This is a genomic window from Actinopolymorpha sp. B11F2 (assembly GCF_040195635.1).
Taxonomy (GTDB): domain Bacteria; phylum Actinomycetota; class Actinomycetes; order Propionibacteriales; family Actinopolymorphaceae; genus Thermasporomyces.
Genome location: NZ_JBEFTX010000025.1, coordinates 12,776 through 29,664, shown reverse-complemented (window position 1 = coordinate 29,664; position 16,889 = coordinate 12,776). Strand labels below are relative to the sequence as shown.

Below are 16,889 nucleotides of genomic sequence, written 5' to 3'. Positions count from 1 at the left end.
GCGCGCAGGTCAGAGAGCGTCCCAGTCGAGCACGGGGGCTGCGAGGTCGCGGATCGAGGCCAGCAACCCGAGCCGCGCCGCCCGAACCGCCGGGTCCTCCGCCATGACGAGCACCGCGTCGAAGAAGGCGTTCACCGGTCCCACCAGCGCGACAGCCGCGTCGACGAACTCCGCCAGCGTGTAGTCCGCATCCGCGCCGAGCGCCTCGCGTACCTTGGCCAGCTCCTGATGCAACCCCAGCTCCTCGGGCTCGCTCAACGCGTCCACGGCGTACTCCCCCGCGACGTCGGCCGGCACGATCCGCCGGACCCGCTGCAGGGCGATCACCAGGTCGGTGAAGGCTGGGTCGGCCGAGGCACCTTCGGCGACGCCGGTACGCCGTTCGAGTTCGCGCAGCGTCTCCTCCGCGCGCGCCGGCCGGCTGGCCAACGGGAGGACCGCCTGCACGGGGTCATAGCCGTGGCCGGCATCGAGGAGCTGCTGTTCATACCGGCGTACGACGAACTCCCCGGCGTCGGCCCGGGCTGACGCCGCCACGTCCACACCGTGCGCCTCGACCTCGGCCGCCGCCGCCGCCAACCCCGCGTCCACCGTCACCGCCGCGAGCGATGGCCGCTCCCGCAGGATGTTCACGATGCCCAGCGCGGCGCGCCGCAACGCGAACGGGTCGGAACTCCCGGTCGGCGTGGCGCCCACCGCGAACAACCCTGCCAGCAGGTCGAACCGGTCCGCCAGCGCGAGCAGTGCGCCAGGTGTCGACGCCGGCAGCGGACCGCCGGCGACCCGCGGCAGCTCCATGTCGTACAACGCCTCGGCGACAGACTCGGGCTCGCCGGCCCGGCGGGCGTACTCCCGGCCCATCGTGCCGGCCAGCGACGTCAGCTCGACGACCATCTGCGACGCGAGGTCGAACTTCACCAGCTGCCCGGCCCGCGACAGTGTCGCCCGATCAGCGCCGGACAGGCCGACCAGCGAAGCAAGCGCGTCGGCCACCTTCGCGATCCGGTCGGCGCGTTCGGACATGGAGCCGAGCCGGTTCTCGAACGCCAGCTTCGCAAGACCCGCGCGGTGTTCGTCGGGGTGCACCTCGAGGTCTGCCCGCCAGAAGAAGGCCGCGTCCTCGTAGCGGGCGCGCAGGACCGACTCGTTGCCCGCGCGGACGACATCGGGATCGCACGCGCCGTCGGCCACCGCCACGAACGCCGGACGAAGCGCCGCGTTGTTCCGGCTCCCGGACGGCCCCCGCTCGCCGGCGCCCGCCTCCACCACATCGGCCGAACACACCGGCAGGTAGCGCTGGTGCTTGCGCATGACCGTCGTGAGGACCTCCGCCGGCAGCTCGAGATACCGCTCCTCGAACGCACCGCGGATCGCGACCGGCTGCTCCACCAGGTTGGTGATCTCGTCGATCAGCGCCGCCTCGCCCTCGACGTCGATGACGCCGCCCACCTCTGCCGCGAGCGCCTCCGCCGCCGCCACGATCGCGGCGCGGCGTTCGCTCGGATCGGCCACGATGTCGTGCGTACGCAGGAAGTCCAGATAACCGTCGGCGCCCGGGACCTCGACCACGGGTTGCGCGGCCGTACGCCGGACCCTCGTCGTCCGCCCCGACGCCACCGTCGACACGGCCACCGGCACCGGGACGTCTCCCAGCAGTGCGAGCAGCCAGCGGATCGGGCGGCTGAACGACAGCACCGGGTCGCTCCACCGCATGTTCTTGTCGGCGCGCAACTCGCTCACGACGGACGCCAGCAGTCCGCTCAGCACCTCGGTGGCGGGACGGCCGACGTCGGTGCGGACCGCCGCGACGTACTCCACGCCGCCCTGCTCGACCCGCGACAGCGCGGCCACGTCGACGCCCTGCCCGCGGGCGAATCCCGCCGCGGCCTTCGTCGGCTGGCCGTCGGCGTCATACGCAGCACTGACCCGAGGACCGCGAACGGTCCGCTCGGCGTCCGGCTCGTGTGGCTCCACGGCGTCGACGATCGCGATGATCCGCCGGGGCGTGCCGTAGGTGCGGACCTCGCCGTGCCCCAGCCGGGTCTCGCCGAGCTTCGCGCGCAGCGCCTCACGAACCGCGTCCACCGTCTGTGCGACGTCGGCGTGGGGCAGTTCCTCGACGCCGATCTCGAACAGCAACGTTCGCGGGCCGTCGACCTCCGGAAAGCTCGTCGGTGCCGGGGCGGGCGCGGGTGGTTGCGTACGACCGAGGGGATAGTCGAGCTCCTCCCGGCGTTCGTCCCACAGGTTCGACACCTGCCGCGACAGCGCCCGCATCCGCCCGAACGCGTTGGCCCGCTCGGTCGTGCTGATCGCACCCCTCGAGTCGAGGACGTTGAACGCGTGCGAGCACTTGAGGACGTACATGTGCGCCGGCACCGGGAGCCGCTCGTCGACGCAACGCTGCGCCTCGGCTTCGTAGGACCTGAACAGCGTCCAGTTGGTCTCGACCTCGGCGTCGTCGAGGTAGTAGCGGCTCATCTCGTACTCCGACTGGCCGAACGCCTCGCCGTAGGAGATGCCGGGTGCGTACGCGATGTCCTTGAAGTGGTCGACCTTCTGCAGCGCCATCAGGATGCGTTCGATGCCATAGGTGATCTCGACGCTCACCGGGTCGAGGTTCCTGCCGCCGGCCTGCTGGAAGTAGGTGAACTGGGTGATCTCCAGCCCGTCGAGCCACACTTCCCAGCCGAGACCCCAGGCGCCGACGGCGGGCGAGGCCCAGTTGTCCTCGACGAACCGGATGTCGTGCGCGTCGATGTCGACACCGAGCGCGCGCAGGCTGTCGAGGTAGACCTCCTGCGGATCACCCGGGTCGGGCTTGAGGATCACCTGGTACTGCGTGAACGTCTGCAGCCGGTTGGGGTTCTCGCCGTACCGTGAGTCGTCGGGGCGCACGCTCGGCTCGACGTAGGCCACCCGCCACGGCTCGGGACCCAGCACCCGCAGGATGGTCGCCGGGTTGTACGTACCCGCCCCCACCTCGGTGTTGAACGGCTGCACGATCATCGCGCCGCGCTCGGTCCAGTAAGCCGTCAGAGCCAGGAGTACGTCCTGCATCGTCGGAGCGCCCTGACTAGAAGGCTCGCTCTGACTCGACGGCTGCTGTGTCATCGGCGGAGTCTTCCCCGTCACCTCACGTGCCACGCGGACCACCCTAATGTCGACCACCGCGCGCCCCCGCGTGGGGAGCGGGCGCGCGTCTGGGCGCGCGTTCGGGCGGAGAGCGGCGCGAGCGCTCTGGTGGGATCCGACATTTCGGAGACAGGGGCGGATACTCAGGGCGGACCTGAGTACGCCGACGGATGACGCGGCTGCCCGGCCAGGTTGATCATCGGCTGCCATGGACGAATCCGAGGGCAGCCCACCCAGGTCACCCGCCTCCGGTGGCGCGTCGACCGGCGGCGCGACCGGCGAGACTGGCGACCCGACCGCCGACCCGGCCGGCGGCGCGTCGTCCAGCGACCAGACCGGGGAGCCGAGTCCGCTGTGGGAGCAGCTCCGCGAGGTCGACGCCCGGCTCGCCTGGTTGGCGGCCGAACGCGACTTCGCGCTGCGACACCGCGCGACCCTGGTCGCCGCGCTCGACGCCCACCCGGCGACCTCCCCGGCGCCCGGTCACCGGACTCCTCCGACAGCGGGGCAACGCCGCGAGCTGTCGGTCCAGACCGTCCAGAATCTGCTCCTTGTCCTGGGTGGGGCCCTGCTGTCCGTCGCCGCGGCGGTCTTCACGATCTGGAACTGGGGTCAGATCGGACTCACCGGACGCGCCGCCATTCTGGGTGCGATCACGGCCGTCACGCTCGCGATTCCCAAGCTTCTGCTGGTCCGGAGGCTTCGTTCGACCGCTGAGACCGTCGCCCTGCTGGGGTTCGCCCTCGTGCTGTTGGACGGGTACGCCGCCCGCTGGACGGGCCTGGCCGGACTCGACCGGCTCCCGCCGGGGCCGTACGCCGCCGGTTTGGTCGCCCTGGTGTCGGCCGGGCTGGTCGCGTACTCCACGGTGCTGCCACCGCTCCGCCTGCCTGTCCCCGTCGCGCTGGTCCTCGCCCAGATCGTCCTACCGCTGCTCGCGTGGAACGCCGACCCGCCAGGCACCGCCTCGTGGCTGGTGGCCGCACTGATCGCCACGGCCGCCTTCGACGTCACGGTGGCCGTCACCGTGAGGGCCCTCCGCAGAGCCGCGACGACATGCTTCGGGTTCGCCTGGTCGGCCGGCGTCCTGGTCGGTCTGGCGCAGCTGCTCTCCACGCCCGACCCGGTTCAGGTGCGCGCGGCCGCCGGGCTGCTTGCCGTCGCGGTCCTCGTGGGCTTGGCCGTGACCATGCCGGCGATCATCCACCGCGCCAGGCCGTTGGAAGCGCTGACACCGCCGGTCGCCGTGGTCTCGGCGGTGACCGTGTGCCTCGCCCTCGCGACACCGCTGCGGATCCCTCTCGACGGACGCTGGCAGCTGGTGCCGTACGCCGCCGCCGGCCTGCTGGTCCTCGCCGCCACCCCTGCCGCCCGCTGGCTGCCGGCGCCGGTGCGGCGCGGCTGCCGGATCTCCGGCGCGGGGGTCGCCGCCGCGACTGCCCTTCCGCAGGTGCCGATTCTGCTGGGCACGCTGGCGGCGCCGGTCGGCTGGATCGTCGAGCCGTGGTCGGGTGCGCCGGACGGGGTACGGAGTGTCGGCATCGCTCCGTCCCTGTCGTACGCCACCTCGTCCCTCATGTCCTACGTCACGGCCCGCCCGGCTGACCTGGTCGTCCTCGGGCTTCTCCTCGGCTGTTTCCTACTCCTGTCCGTCGGTACCCGTTCGCCTGGACTCGGGTCGTCCAGCGTCGGCGTGAGCATTGCGCTCGGCGCCATGATGGCGGTGGAGGTACCGTTCGCCCTGGACTTCTCCTACGCGGCGGCGATCGCCACGTTCCTCGTCGCGGTCGTCGTCTCGACCGGCGCGGCGAGCCGGCTGCGCGACGGCGCGCTGGCCACCTGGGTCGGAGTCATCGCCGGCGTACTCGCCCTCCTCGCGCTCTCGTGGGCGCTGGCGACCGAGAACGCGACTCTCGTCGTTCTCGGCGTACTCGCCCTCGGGTCGGCGAGCCTGGCCGTCTTCGCCCGGGTCCGCGAGTTGCGTCCGGCGAGTGCCATGGCGGCCACGTTCCTGGTCGGGGGATTCGCCCTGGCCTCGGGCCTCGTGGCCGGCTGGCCGGCCCGTAGCTCCGCGTTCCTGGTCCTGGGCGTCGCGGCGGTCGGTACGGCGCTGGCGGCGGGGCTGGCCCGGCCCAGCGCTCGCGCGGACCTCGCGCCTGGCGTGGAGTGGGGGTCCGCCGTCCTCGTCGTCGCGGCGATTCTCCTCACCCTCGGCGATGCGCGTCTGTTCGGTGTGGGCCTCGCGTCGGCCGGCGTCCTCGCTCTCACCACGTCGCTCCGCGCCGATCGCCGATCCGCGCGTCCTGTCGGCCTGACCGCCCTCGTGCTCTCCTCCTGGGTCCTGCTCTGGGCGGAAGGTGTCGGGCTGATCGAGGCGTACACGGTTCCGGCGTCAATCATCCTGCTCGGGCTGGGCTGGTGGCGTCGCCGGACGGTGAGGCCTGGTCCCTCGTCGTGGCATGCGTACGGCTCGGGTCTGTCGTTCACTCTCGCGCCCTCGCTGCTGCGTGCCGTGACCGGTGAGCAGTGGGAACGACCGTTGCTGCTCGGCACCTGCTGCCTCGCGATCACCCTGCTCGGCGCGTGGAGACGGCTGCAGGCGCCGGCCGTCCTGGGCGGCGGCGCGCTCGTCATCCTCGCGGGAGTCGAGCTCGCGCCGTTCGTGGCCGAACTGCTCGTCGAGCTTCCGAGGTGGATCCCGTTCGCGGTCGGCGGACTGCTTCTCCTCGTGGTCGGTGCGACGTACGAACACCGCCTGCGCGACGTCCGGAGACTGCGCCGAGCCGTGGCGCGCCTGCACTGATGGATGAGGTCATCACCGGCATGGCAGGCTCTGCAGCATGCGGATGGGGGCCGGTAGCAACCGCGCGGTCGGCGCCAACAGCCCGGTCAGCGCTGAGGCAGCGGCCATGCGGGGACCTGTCACCCGGCAGGAACGTGCGCTCGCACCCGACCTCGCCCGCGGCCTCATGCTCGCGTTCATCGCGCTCGCCAACGCACCATTGTTCCTGTACGACCGGCCGCGCGGACCCCGCCTGCACGTGATCGACACCACCGTGGTCGACCGGATCGCGAGCTTTGTCGTGGTGACGTTCGTGGACGGCCGGGCCTATCCGATGTTCGCCGCCTTGTTCGGGTACGGCATGGTCCAGCTCTACCGTCGCCAACGGGCAAGCGGCACATCGGAGCCGGCCGTCCGGCGGCTGCTGGTCCGCCGCAACCTGTGGCTGCTGGCGTTCGGCCTTGTCCATGCGGCCGTACTGTTTCCGGGCGACATCCTCGGCGGCTACGGGCTGGCGGGTCTCTTCCTGCTGGCGCTGCTGCCCCTCTCTGATCGTGGACTGCTCACCTGGGCGGCCCTCTTCACCGTCCCGGTCGTGGTGTTCGGCTCGACGTACGGCCTGGCAACCGGTGACGGCGGTGCGCTGGTCGGAGCGCTGAGCACGTCGGATCCCTGGGCGGCCGGGTCGCTTCGGCTCGCGGACTGGCTGGCGGCGACACCGTTCACGGCCCTGGTGGTCCTCCTCCCGATGGTGCTGGGGCTGTGGGCGGGCCGGCGTCGGATCCTCGACGAACCGGGCCGGCACCGGGACCTGCTCCGGCGTACCGCGGTGGCCGGGCTCGCCCTCTCTCTCGCCGGCGGGCTGCCCCTGGACCTCGTGGTGGTCGGTGTCCTGCCGTCCTCGTCGCTCACCGTCCACCTGGCGTACGGCGCCCTGCACACGCTGACCGGCGTGGCCGGCGGTCTCGGATACGCCGCGCTGGTGGGGCTGCTGGTGATCCGGCTCCGGAGCCGCGGCGCCATGGGCCCGGTCACGGCCGCGGTGGCGGCCTGTGGCGAGCGGTCACTGTCGTGCTACCTCGCGCAGTCGGTGGTGTTCGTACTCCTCTTCACGCCGTACGCCGGCGGCCTCGGCGCGCAGCTGGGAAGTACCGCGACGGCGGAGGTTGCGCTCCTCACCTGGCTCGTCACCGTCGCCGCCGCCGGCGTCCTAGGTCGGGTCGGGCGGCGTGGTCCAGCGGAGGTCCTGCTGCGTTCCCTGACCTATCGAGCCCTACGCGGGAACCGCTAGCACGGGAGCCGCACTTGTTGCGCACAGTGACGGGTCGGCGGAGTCCAGCGCGCGACGATGCACGCCAATACCCAACCATGCACGCCACATCTGCCGTGTCTCGATGGGGGGTATTGGGGTGTGTGTATCCGCTGTCTCACATCGCGTACAGTGCCGGATTTCCCTGTGGAGCACTACCGGTTGACCATTCGCGTACTGCTGAGTTCTCGCCCGTCTCACATTCGTACGCGCAGCTACGCTGGACTCCACCTGGCGCCGCACAGCTTCGCGGCTGCCCGACGTACACGGGGTGGGCCATGGAACTTCTGCTCTTCGCGGTCATCAGCCTGCTTGTCCTCGCCCTGCTCTTCGTCGGCATCAGCACGGTGTTCCGGATGGTGCCACGAACCGCACAGCGGAAGCTTCCCGCGCAAGGGGTGGGCTGGACAGGCGGGTCGCACTACTACGGGACGACCTCCGGAGTCGGCAACGCCGATCTCGGCGACGCGGGCAGTGGTGGCGCTGGCGGCGACGGGGGAGGCGATGGGGGCGGTGGCTCCTGAACCTGCGGCCCCGACCACGGCAGCACGCATCGCACGGCGCCGGAGGCCAGTGCTGGTGAGCTGTCCCGGGTCCGCGTTCCACCTGAGCTAGGACGGAACTAGGAGGGAAAGAGCCTCCAGTGCCCCTCGGAGATGACCTCGACGGTCCCGTCGGTCACCTTGATGGCGGTGTCGTCGTCGATCGCGTACGTCGGCCCTGGGATACCGGCAGCCCATCGCTCTGCGTCGGCCATGGTGTTCTCCGGCATGTCCTGGCCGTCGAGGTGCGGGAAGATCGAGAAGTCGACGACCCCCAGGGCGCTGTCCTCCCCACCGGCGGGCGGCTTCCACCCGACGAAGCGCTGCCCGATGCGGGGGGTCATCACCATGCTCCCGGCGCTCAGCCCTACCCAGACCGTCTCGCGCAGCGACGGCAGGAGGTCCGCCAACCCGGACTCCCGCATCCAGTGGCACAGGTACAGGGCATCGCCGCCTCCCACCAGCAGGACGTCTGTCTCCCGGACCAGCGGGACCCAGCGTTCCTCATCGATGCTGGGCAGCGCGGTGAGCTCCAGCAGTCCCATGGACTTCCAACCCAACTCGCACATGGGCGTGAGGGGTTGTCGTCCGCTGATGAAACGCCATGCCTCCGCTCCTGGACCGACGTGGGGATGCCCGTACATCGCGGTTGGGATGCACAGGGCGCTGGAGTCGGCGATGGGTTTGCCCAGCAGGTCGACCAGCGCGTCGTGGACGCTCGCGTTCTTGATGCCCGCGGACGTGAGAAGAAGCCGCAAGATGCCTCCCGATTCGAGTGCGATGGAGCAGTCTGACGTAGAGACCTGGGACCGCCGCGAAACTTATCGCTTCCGAACGGGCCGAAACTGCCAACTGCGTGGCGGTGCGGTTGGGGACTCTTCACCCTGGTGCACACATGACGCGGCAACGGGTCCTCGCCGTCCTCGGTGCGGTTCTGCTCCGCGAGCTCCTGGGTGAACACCTGGCCACGAAAGCAGGAGCCATTGTCGGACACGATGGCGATCGGTGCCGGTACTTGACCGATGATCTCCCCCGCGGCGTCCACGACGTCCATCTGACCGCGATCGGCGCGAAGGTCGTCCAGCTCGAGCAGCCGTACGGCTTCCGCGATCGCCTTGCGCAGACAGGCAACGGTGCCCCTCATACGAAAGCCGCTTGGGCGAAAGGACCCCTCATACGAAGCGCCGCTTGGACGAAGGGGCCCCTCATCGGAAGATGCTCCGCCAGCGGGTGCCTCCGAGGTGCCCGAGGCGGGAGGCGGTCAGGAGACGGGGACGCCGGCGAGTTCCTCGGCCACGAGTTCGGCGATCTGCGCGGTGTTGAGCGCCGCACCCTTACGCAGGTTGTCTCCGCACACGAACATGTCCAGCGCCTGCGGGTCATCGAGCGCCCGCCGCAGCCGGCCCACCCAGGTCGGGTCCGTGCCCACCGCGTCCGCGGGCGTCGGAAACTCCAGGTCCTCCGGCTCGTCGCACAGCACCAGGCCCGGTGAGTCACGCATGATCTGCCGCACCTGTTCGACATCCAACTCGCGGGCGAACCGGGCGTGGACGGCGAGCGAGTGGGTCGTGACGACGGGGACACGTACGCAGGTGGCGGACACGGCAAGGTCAGGCAGCCCGAGGATCTTGCGCGACTCGTTGCGTACCTTCAGTTCCTCGCTGGTCCAACCGTCCTCGCGCAGCGAACCCGCCCACGGCACCACGTTGAACGCCAACGGGGCGGGGAACGGCCCGAGGTCGTCACCGACGATCCGCCGGACGTCGCCCGCACGGGTGCCGATCTCCCGGTGGCCCGCGACCTTCGCCACCTGGTCGTACAGCGTGTCGATGCCCGACTGCCCCGCACCGGACGCCGCCTGGAAGGACGCCACGACCAGGGACTCGAGCTCGTACGCACGATGCAGCGCGCCCACCGCGACGATCATGGCGAGCGTCGTGCAGTTGGGGTTGGCGATGATCCCTCTCGGCCGCTCGCGGGCGGCGGGCGCGTTGACCTCGGGCACCACGAGCGGGACGTCGGGATCCATCCGGAACGCACTGGAGTTGTCGACGACGACCGCGCCGTAGGACACGGCGACCGGCGCCCAGGTCGCCGAGACCTCGTCGGGAACGTCGAACATCGCGATGTCGACGCCTTCGAAGCAGCGTTCGGAGAGCGGGACGACCTCGACCTCCTCGCCGCGCACCGTCAACTTGCGCCCGGCCGACCGTGGCGAGGCGACGAGCCGGATCTCCCCCCAGATGTCGCGGCGGGTGGAAAGGATCTGCAGCATCACCGTGCCGACCGCACCGGTCGCACCGATCACCGCGAGGGTCGGCTTCTTCTCCCCGAGGTCCGCGCCCACGCTCATCGGCCAGTCCCTCCGTAGACGACGGCCTCGACCTCGTCGGCGTCGAGGTCGAAGGCTCGGTGGGCGCCCGCGACCGCGGCGTCGACGTCATCCTCGTCGACGACCACCGACACCCGGATCTCCGAGGTGGAGATCATCTCGATGTTGACACCGGCCTCGGCCACCGCCGCGAAGAAGCGTGCCGCCACGCCGGGGTTGGTCCGCATGCCGGCGCCGATGAGCGACACCTTGCCGATCCGGTCGTCGTAGAGCAGTTGCTCGTAACCCACCTCGCCCTGGATCTTGGCGAGCGCCGTCATCGCGTGCTGCCCGTCGGCGCGTGGCAGCGTGAACGAGATGTCGGTTCGGCCCGTCACCACCCCGGAGACGTTCTGCACGATCATGTCGATGTTGATCTCGGCGTCGGCGAGCGTGGCGAAGATGCGAGCGGCCTCACCGACCTTGTCCGGCACGGCGACCACGGTGATCTTCGCCTCGCTCTTGTCGTAGGCGACACCGGAAATGATCGGCTGCTCCATCTCGCCCTCCTCTGAGGTGATTTGCCGGTCCGTCGGGACGTCGACGGCGTGGGCTGCCTTCGCCGCGCGTACGACGTCGGCGTCGGCGACCCACGTGCCCGGATTCATGCTGAACGACGAACGTACGTGGATCGGCACGGAATACCGCCGGGCGTACTCCACGCACCGCAGGTGCAGCACCTTGGAGCCGCAGGCCGCCGTCTCCAGCATCTCGGCGTAACTGATCTGCGGGATCCGTCGCGCACTGGGCACGATCCGCGGGTCGGCGGTGAAGACCCCGTCGACGTCGGTGTAGATCTCGCAGACGTCCGCGTCGAGGGCCGCGGCAAGCGCGACGGCCGTGGTGTCGGAGGCCCCGCGACCGAGCGTGGTGATCTCCTTGGTGTCCTGCGAGACACCCTGGAAGCCCGCGACGATCGCGATCGCGCCTTCCTCCAACGCCTGCCGGATCCGACCAGGCGTGATGTCGATGATCTTCGCCTTGCCGTGGTGGGACGTGGTGAGGACGCCAGCCTGGCTGCCAGTGTAGGACTTGGCGGTCTGGCCGAGGTTGGCGATCGCCATCGCGAGCAGTGCCATCGAGATCCGCTCACCGGCCGTGAGGAGCATGTCCAGCTCCCGCGGGGGTGGCAGTGGACTCACCTGCTGCGCGAGGTCACGAAGGTCGTCGGTGGTGTCGCCCATGGCCGAGACCACCACGACGACGTCGTGTCCGGCCTTCTTCGTCGCCACGATGCGCTGGGCGACACGCTTGATGCATTCGGCATCGGCGACCGACGAGCCGCCGTACTTCTGCACGACTAGGCCCACGGGAATAACGCTCCTGCATTTGGCGGGTCGAGAGTCCGGGACCGGCGTGAGCCAGCCCTGGTCGGCACCGTTGCCGCGCCACAGTCTACCGACGGCGACGCTTCGTGGACGGACTGTCCAAGTTGTGGGCGCTCTCCCCCCGCGCTGGGCCCGAGCGGAGCTCTGATCACGGTTGGCTGCACCCCCTGCCTCCCACCCGATCCAACGGCGCTCCGACCGTGATCATGATTGTGATCATGAAGAGCAGTGGGCGCTATGCGCCTTTACGCCTTCATGACCCGGAACGGCTTCATGATCACGCCTGCCGCCTGCGCTTCCCGCCTGCGCTTCCCGCCTGCGCTGCCCGTGCTGCCTGCCGGCCCGCGCTGCCCGCTGTCTGCGCTGCCTGCCCGCCTGCGCTGCCCGCTGTCTGCGGTGTCTTCACCGACCCGCCTGCGTGATCATGAAGGGAAACCGTTCCATGAAAGGAAACAGGGCTATATCACCTCAGAACCTTCATGATCAGGATCATGATCACGGGGTGGGCCCGTGGGCGAAATCGGCTGAGTTTTGGTCCCGTTCGCGGTGAACGCACGGGACGCGGTGAACGCATCGGAAGCGCGGTTAGGATTCGGCGAAGCGGGATTCGAGGGAGCTGGGCGATTTGACGACGGCCGCACCGGAACGGGCGACGACCACGCCCCTACCGGAATCGCGCCTGCGCGGGCTGGTCCGCGCCTGCCGTCCCCGCCAGTGGATCAAGAACGTCCTCGTCCTCGCCGCACCCACCGCCGCCGGCGTGTTGACCCAGGTGGACGCGATCCTCGACGTCGCCATCGCGTTCGGAGCGTTCTGCCTGGTCGCGAGCGGTACGTATCTGATCAACGACGCTCGCGACGCTCACGCCGACCGGGCCCATCCGCGCAAGCGGCGCCGCCCGGTCGCCGCCGGGATCGTGTCGGCGCGCCTCGCCTACACGACGGGGGCGGTGTGCCTGGCCGCCGGGACCGCCGCGGCCTTTCTCACCGGAAGCTGGCACCTCGCCGCCGTGATCGGTGCGTACGTCGTCCTCACCACCGCGTACTCCCTCGCTCTCAAACACCTCCCGATCCTCGACCTGGTGAGCGTCGCGGGCGGCTTCGTCCTCCGCGCGGTTGCCGGCGCGGCGGCCGTCGACGTGGCGGTGTCGAGTTGGTTCCTCATCGTCGCCACCCTCGGCTCGCTGTTCATGGTCGCCGGCAAGCGGGAGGCGGAACTCCGCAACGGCGGCCGGGGTGAGTCGCGGGCGACGCTGCAGCTCTACACCCGAGAGTTCCTGTGGTACGTACGAGCGACGTCGTCCGGGGCCCTCCTCGTGTCGTACTGCCTGTGGGCGTTCGACCAGCACGTCGGCATGTCCAGGCTGGCGTTCGGGCTGTCGATCGTGCCGTTCTCGGTGGGGATCCTGCGCTACGCCATGCTGGTCGACGCCGGATCGGGTGAGGAACCGGAGGAGACGGTGCTCTCCGACCGGCTGTTGTTCCTGTCGGGGGTTGCGCTCGCCGGCTGCCTCGCGATCGGCGTCTATGTCGTCTGAGCCCGGGCCCCGTACCTCCACGGGCGGCGACGCGCCGATCCGGCTGCTCACCGGATGGGGCCGCACGTCGGCCACCGCCGCGCGGGTCGCGACCCCCCGGTCGGTCGAGGACGTCGCCGCGCTCCTGGCCGACCCCCCGCCGCGCGGTGTGATCGCGCGCGGCCTCGGCCGGTCCTACGGTGACGCTGCCCAGGACGCCGGCGGACTCGTCGTCGACTGCACCGGCCTCGCACCCCAGCTCACCATCGACACCGAGCACGGCATCGTCACCGCGTCGGCCGGCCTCAGCCTCGACCGGTTGATGCGCGATCTGGTGCCCGCCGGCTGGTTCGTACCTGTGACCCCCGGGACCAGATTCGTCACCGTCGGCGGAGCGGTCGCCGCTGACATCCACGGCAAGAACCACCATGTCGACGGGTCGTTCGGCGCCGCGCTGCTCGGGCTCACCCTGGTTCTTCCCGGCGGCAAGGTGGTGAAGGTCGGACCCGAACCGGGCGAGGACCCCGCACTGTTCTGGGCGACCGTCGGCGGGATGGGACTGACCGGGATCGTGGTCGACGCGACCTTCCGGTGCCTGCCGGTCGAGACCTCACGGATGCGGGTCGACACCGAGCGCGCGGCGAACCTCGACGAAGCGCTCGCCCTCATGACCGCCACCGACCATCGTTACCACTACACCGTCGCGTGGATCGATCTCCTGGCGCGCGGACGTGCGGTGGGGCGAAGTGTGCTCACCCGCGGACGGCACGCCCAGGTGGCCGAGCTGCCCCGCCGCTCGCGGGTCACACCGCTGGCGTTCGACCCACAGGCGCGGCTCGCCGCCCCTCCATGGGTGCCGGCCGGACTGCTCAACCCGGTGACGGTCCGCGCGTTCAACGAGCTGTGGTTCCACAAGTCGCCGGGCGGGCGGGTCGGCAGACGCGCAGAGATCCAGGGCCTGGCGGAGTTCTTCCACCCGCTCGACGGCATGTCGGGGTGGAACCGGCTCTACGGGCGGCGCGGGTTCGTGCAGTACCAGTTCGTTGTGCCGTACGCCGGAGTCGACGCCCTCCGCTCGATCGTCTCCGACCTGGCGGCAGCGGGGGTCGCGTCGTTCCTCGCGGTCCTGAAGCGGTTCGGGCCGGCGAATCCCGCGCCACTGTCGTTCCCGATGCCGGGATGGACGCTCGCGCTCGACCTACCGCTCGGCGACACCCGGCTGGCGGGAATGCTGCGCGACTTCGACGCGCGGGTGGTGGCGGCGGGTGGGCGGGTCTATCTCGCGAAGGACTCCACGCTGTCCGCCGAACTCGTCCCCGCGATGTATCCCGAGCTGGCCGCCTGGCGGAAGGTGCGGGACCGGGTCGATCCGAGCGGTGTCCTAGCCTCAGACCTGGCCCGCCGCCTCGAACTCTGACCTGGGACGGCAGGCTTGGTTCTGTGCGTACGCCTGGACTGCCGCGTGCGCGCGGCTCCTTCTCGACCCACGCCCGATCAGTCCCCGGAGGCCACGAGTGAAGAACGCGGTCGGCGCGGTGACGTCCGTCCTGCTTCTGGGCGGCCGCAGCGAGATCGGCCTCGCGATCGTACGGGCCCTCGTCGCGCGGGGTGCGCGGCGCGTCGTCCTTGCCGTACGCGACGGTAAGCCGGACGAGACCACCGTCGAGGCGCTCCACGCCGCGGGAGCGACCCTGGTCGAGCCGCTCGAGTTCGACATCGCCGCACCCGAGACGCACGAGGATGCCGTGGCGCGAGCGGTCGCCCTGGCCGGCGATCTCGACGTCGTCATCGACGCGGTCGGCGTGCTCGGGTCGACACCGGCGTGCGAAGCCGACCCGGCGGGTGCCGCCCACTCCGCGGTCGTCAACTTCGCCGGCCACGTGTCCGCGAACCTCGCCGTCGCCGGGGTCCTCCGGACGCAGGGCCACGGGACGCTGGTGGTGCTGTCGTCGGCTGCCGGAGCCCGCGTCCGCAAGGCCAACTACGTCTACGGCGCCGCGAAGGCCGGTCTCGACGGGTTCGCCCAGGGACTCGGCGATGCGCTCGCCGGCTCTGGTGCGCGGGTGCTGCTGGTCCGCCCCGGCTTCGTCCGTACGCAGATGACCACGGGCATGCCCGACGGGCCCTTCGCGATCGGAGCCGACGACGTGGCGCGGGCGGTGGTCGACGGCCTGGCGACCGGGCGGGAGACGGTCTGGGTGCCCGCGGGCCTCGGCCCTCTCTTCGCCGTGTTGCGCGTACTCCCCCGGGCCGTCTGGCGGCGGCTGCCGCGCTGACCAGCCGACGGGCCGCTTGACCGAGAGCGCCGGATCTCGGGCCGTGCTCGAACCCAGCGCGGAGGAAATGACCGAAACCTGTACGGTCCTTCGGCCCACCGGACGTGGGGTGCACCGGGGCAGCGAGAACGTACGGATCATGGCAGACTGCCTCGCGACGATCTTCGCGTGGAGGCCGACATGACGACAGACGCCGTTCCCCCTGGTGTTGATCCGACCATCCCGAGCGCCGGTCGGCTCTACGACTACTACCTCGGCGGCACCGAGCACTTCGAGGTCGACCGGAGAGCGGCCGAGCTGGTACGGATGGCCGCGCCTGAGCTCGAGGACGCCGCGTGGGCCAACCGCGGGTTCCTGCAACGCTCGGCAAAGTGGCTCGCGGCTGAGGCGGGCATCCGCCAGTTCATCGACATCGGTGCGGGCCTCCCCACCCGCAACAACACCCACGAGGCCGCGCAGGCGGGCGCGTCGGACGTCCGGACCGTCTACTTCGACAACGACCCGATGGTCATCGCCCACGCGAGGTCGCTGATCGCCGACACCCCCCACACCATCTTCCTCTCGGGTGATCTCCGCGATCCCGACGCCATCCTCAACGATCCAGAGCTGCGCGACCACCTTGACCTGTCTCAGCCCGTCGCGTTGATGCTCGTTGCGGTCTGCCACTTCATCGCCGACGAGGACGACCCCCAGGGGCTCATCGGGCGCTACATGTCGGAGTTCGCGTCGGGAAGCTACCTCGCCCTCTCGCACGGTACGACGGAGAAGACATCGCCGGTGATCGCCGAGCAGGTGCGCGAGATCTACGAGAAGGCGACCGAGCAGCTGCACCTGCGTTCCAAGGCTGAGATCGCGAACCTCTTCGCCGGGTTGGAGCTGGTGTCGCCCTACGAGGGCGCCGAGCCGGGACTCACCCACATCGGACTCTGGGGTGCCGACGATCCCGAGGCAGCCGACAGCGATGGATCCCGGTGGGCGTTCTGCGGAGTCGCCCGCAAGCCCTAGGGGTGAGCCAACGCCGCGGCATTCCGTCGTGGCGGGCCGGTTCGCCACCCGCGTGGGTTAACGTTCGGCGGGTGAGTCTTCGGCGGTGGATCTGGGTGTGGCGGCGATTCGAGCACCTCGTCGCCGAGCTGGCGAAGTTCGGGACGGTCGGCGGCATCGCCGCGGTCATCGACATCGCCGGATCCAATGTCCTGCGGTTCGGCCTCGACCTCGGCCCGCTCACGTCCAAGACGATCTCGGTGGCGGTCGCGGCGACGGTGGCGTTCCTGGGCAACAGGTTCTGGACCTGGCGGCACCGTGCCCGGCAGGGGCTGGCGACCGAGTACGTCCGCTACTTCGCCCTCAACGCGGTCGGCCTCGCGATCGCCTTGGCCGTCGTCGGCTTCACCGTCTACATCCTGCGGTTCGACGGGCCGCTGGCCTACAACCTGTCCGCCAACGTCATCGGACTCGGCCTCGGGTCGCTGTTTCGCTTCTGGTCCTACAAGCGGTGGGTGTTCCTGCCGCCCGACCTGCCACCGGTCGATCCGCACACCGGCCTGCCCGTTCCCACCGACAGTTCGGCGGGCCGTGACCCGCGCGTCAGGGCGTCTGCCTCCGGCGACATCGAGACCTGACGACCCGC

General features: G+C 70.5%; 13 protein-coding genes. 9 read left to right on the top strand and 4 right to left on the bottom strand.

Features of this window, described 5'->3' with window-relative positions:
- Nucleotides 1–9: 9 nt before the first annotated feature.
- Nucleotides 10–3,114: a glycine--tRNA ligase gene (locus tag ABN034_RS31365; protein ID WP_349694589.1), complete on the bottom strand. Its 3,105-nt coding sequence runs from the start codon at nt 3,112–3,114 to the stop codon at nt 10–12.
- Between the two features lie 229 nt (nt 3,115–3,343).
- On the opposite strand from ABN034_RS31365, the gene ABN034_RS31360 reads away from it, so the two are divergent.
- The 3 genes from ABN034_RS31360 to ABN034_RS31350 all read left to right on the top strand — a co-directional run bounded on the left by ABN034_RS31360 (nt 3,344) and on the right by ABN034_RS31350 (nt 7,750).
- Complete coding sequence (locus tag ABN034_RS31360) at nt 3,344–5,938, top strand: SCO7613 C-terminal domain-containing membrane protein (protein ID WP_349694588.1); 2,595 nt, start codon at nt 3,344–3,346, stop codon at nt 5,936–5,938.
- 37 nt (nt 5,939–5,975) lie between these two features.
- The gene (locus ABN034_RS31355) at nt 5,976–7,208 is read left to right on the top strand and encodes a DUF418 domain-containing protein (protein WP_349694587.1); all 1,233 of its coding nucleotides are present in this window, start codon (nt 5,976–5,978) and stop codon (nt 7,206–7,208) included.
- A gap of 296 nt (nt 7,209–7,504) precedes the next feature.
- Nucleotides 7,505–7,750 carry a hypothetical protein gene (locus tag ABN034_RS31350; protein ID WP_349694586.1) on the top strand — a complete coding sequence of 82 codons (246 nt, stop codon included), beginning with the start codon at nt 7,505–7,507 and terminating at the stop codon, nt 7,748–7,750.
- A 98-nt stretch (nt 7,751–7,848) separates the two neighbouring features.
- On the opposite strand, the gene ABN034_RS31345 is transcribed toward ABN034_RS31350, so the two are convergent.
- The 3 genes from ABN034_RS31345 to ABN034_RS31335 all read right to left on the bottom strand — a co-directional run bounded on the left by ABN034_RS31345 (nt 7,849) and on the right by ABN034_RS31335 (nt 11,449).
- Nucleotides 7,849–8,526, bottom strand: a complete 678-nt coding sequence (locus tag ABN034_RS31345; RefSeq protein WP_349694585.1) for a Type 1 glutamine amidotransferase-like domain-containing protein — start codon at nt 8,524–8,526, stop codon at nt 7,849–7,851.
- Nucleotides 8,527–9,029: 503 nt separating this feature from the next.
- The gene (locus ABN034_RS31340; protein ID WP_349694584.1) at nt 9,030–10,121 is read right to left on the bottom strand and encodes an aspartate-semialdehyde dehydrogenase; all 1,092 of its coding nucleotides are present in this window, start codon (nt 10,119–10,121) and stop codon (nt 9,030–9,032) included.
- Nucleotides 10,118–11,449, bottom strand: coding sequence for an aspartate kinase (locus ABN034_RS31335; protein ID WP_349325743.1), 1,332 nt, complete (start codon nt 11,447–11,449; stop codon nt 10,118–10,120). Before ABN034_RS31335 ends, ABN034_RS31340 begins: the two co-directional genes overlap by 4 nt.
- A 255-nt stretch (nt 11,450–11,704) precedes the next feature.
- Between ABN034_RS31335 and ABN034_RS31330 the strand changes: the two genes are divergently transcribed.
- The 6 genes from ABN034_RS31330 (at nt 11,705) to ABN034_RS31305 (ending at nt 16,881) form a co-directional block, all read left to right on the top strand.
- Nucleotides 11,705–11,950: a hypothetical protein gene (locus ABN034_RS31330; protein ID WP_349694583.1), complete on the top strand. Its 246-nt coding sequence runs from the start codon at nt 11,705–11,707 to the stop codon at nt 11,948–11,950.
- A 142-nt stretch (nt 11,951–12,092) separates the two neighbouring features.
- Nucleotides 12,093–13,004: a decaprenyl-phosphate phosphoribosyltransferase gene (locus ABN034_RS31325; RefSeq protein WP_349694582.1), complete on the top strand. Its 912-nt coding sequence runs from the start codon at nt 12,093–12,095 to the stop codon at nt 13,002–13,004.
- A complete protein-coding gene (gene dprE1 / locus ABN034_RS31320) occupies nt 12,994–14,400 on the top strand; it encodes an FAD-binding oxidoreductase (RefSeq protein WP_349694581.1) in 1,407 nt (468 codons plus the stop codon). Before ABN034_RS31325 ends, dprE1 begins: the two co-directional genes overlap by 11 nt.
- 97 nt (nt 14,401–14,497) lie before the next feature.
- The gene (gene dprE2 / locus ABN034_RS31315) at nt 14,498–15,259 is read left to right on the top strand and encodes a decaprenylphospho-beta-D-erythro-pentofuranosid-2-ulose 2-reductase (RefSeq protein ID WP_349694580.1); all 762 of its coding nucleotides are present in this window, start codon (nt 14,498–14,500) and stop codon (nt 15,257–15,259) included.
- Nucleotides 15,260–15,439: 180 nt separating this feature from the next.
- Nucleotides 15,440–16,264 carry an SAM-dependent methyltransferase gene (locus ABN034_RS31310; protein WP_349694579.1) on the top strand — a complete coding sequence of 275 codons (825 nt, stop codon included), beginning with the start codon at nt 15,440–15,442 and terminating at the stop codon, nt 16,262–16,264.
- Nucleotides 16,265–16,335: 71 nt separating this feature from the next.
- Nucleotides 16,336–16,881: a GtrA family protein gene (locus tag ABN034_RS31305; protein ID WP_349694578.1), complete on the top strand. Its 546-nt coding sequence runs from the start codon at nt 16,336–16,338 to the stop codon at nt 16,879–16,881.
- Nucleotides 16,882–16,889: the final 8 nt, after the last annotated feature.

Excerpts from the sequence above, each read along its gene's own strand:
- ABN034_RS31365 (WP_349694589.1), bottom strand. The coding sequence starts at position 3,114 with ATGACACAGCAGCCGTCGAGTCAGAGCGAGCCTTCTAGTCAGGGCGCT.
- ABN034_RS31360 (WP_349694588.1), top strand. The coding sequence starts at position 3,344 with ATGGACGAATCCGAGGGCAGCCCACCCAGGTCACCCGCCTCCGGTGGC.
- ABN034_RS31355 (WP_349694587.1), top strand. The coding sequence starts at position 5,976 with ATGCGGATGGGGGCCGGTAGCAACCGCGCGGTCGGCGCCAACAGCCCG.
- ABN034_RS31350 (WP_349694586.1), top strand. The coding sequence starts at position 7,505 with ATGGAACTTCTGCTCTTCGCGGTCATCAGCCTGCTTGTCCTCGCCCTG.
- ABN034_RS31340 (WP_349694584.1), bottom strand. The coding sequence starts at position 10,121 with ATGAGCGTGGGCGCGGACCTCGGGGAGAAGAAGCCGACCCTCGCGGTG.
- ABN034_RS31330 (WP_349694583.1), top strand. The coding sequence starts at position 11,705 with ATGCGCCTTTACGCCTTCATGACCCGGAACGGCTTCATGATCACGCCT.
- dprE1 (WP_349694581.1), top strand. The coding sequence starts at position 12,994 with ATGTCGTCTGAGCCCGGGCCCCGTACCTCCACGGGCGGCGACGCGCCG.
- ABN034_RS31310 (WP_349694579.1), top strand. The coding sequence starts at position 15,440 with ATGACGACAGACGCCGTTCCCCCTGGTGTTGATCCGACCATCCCGAGC.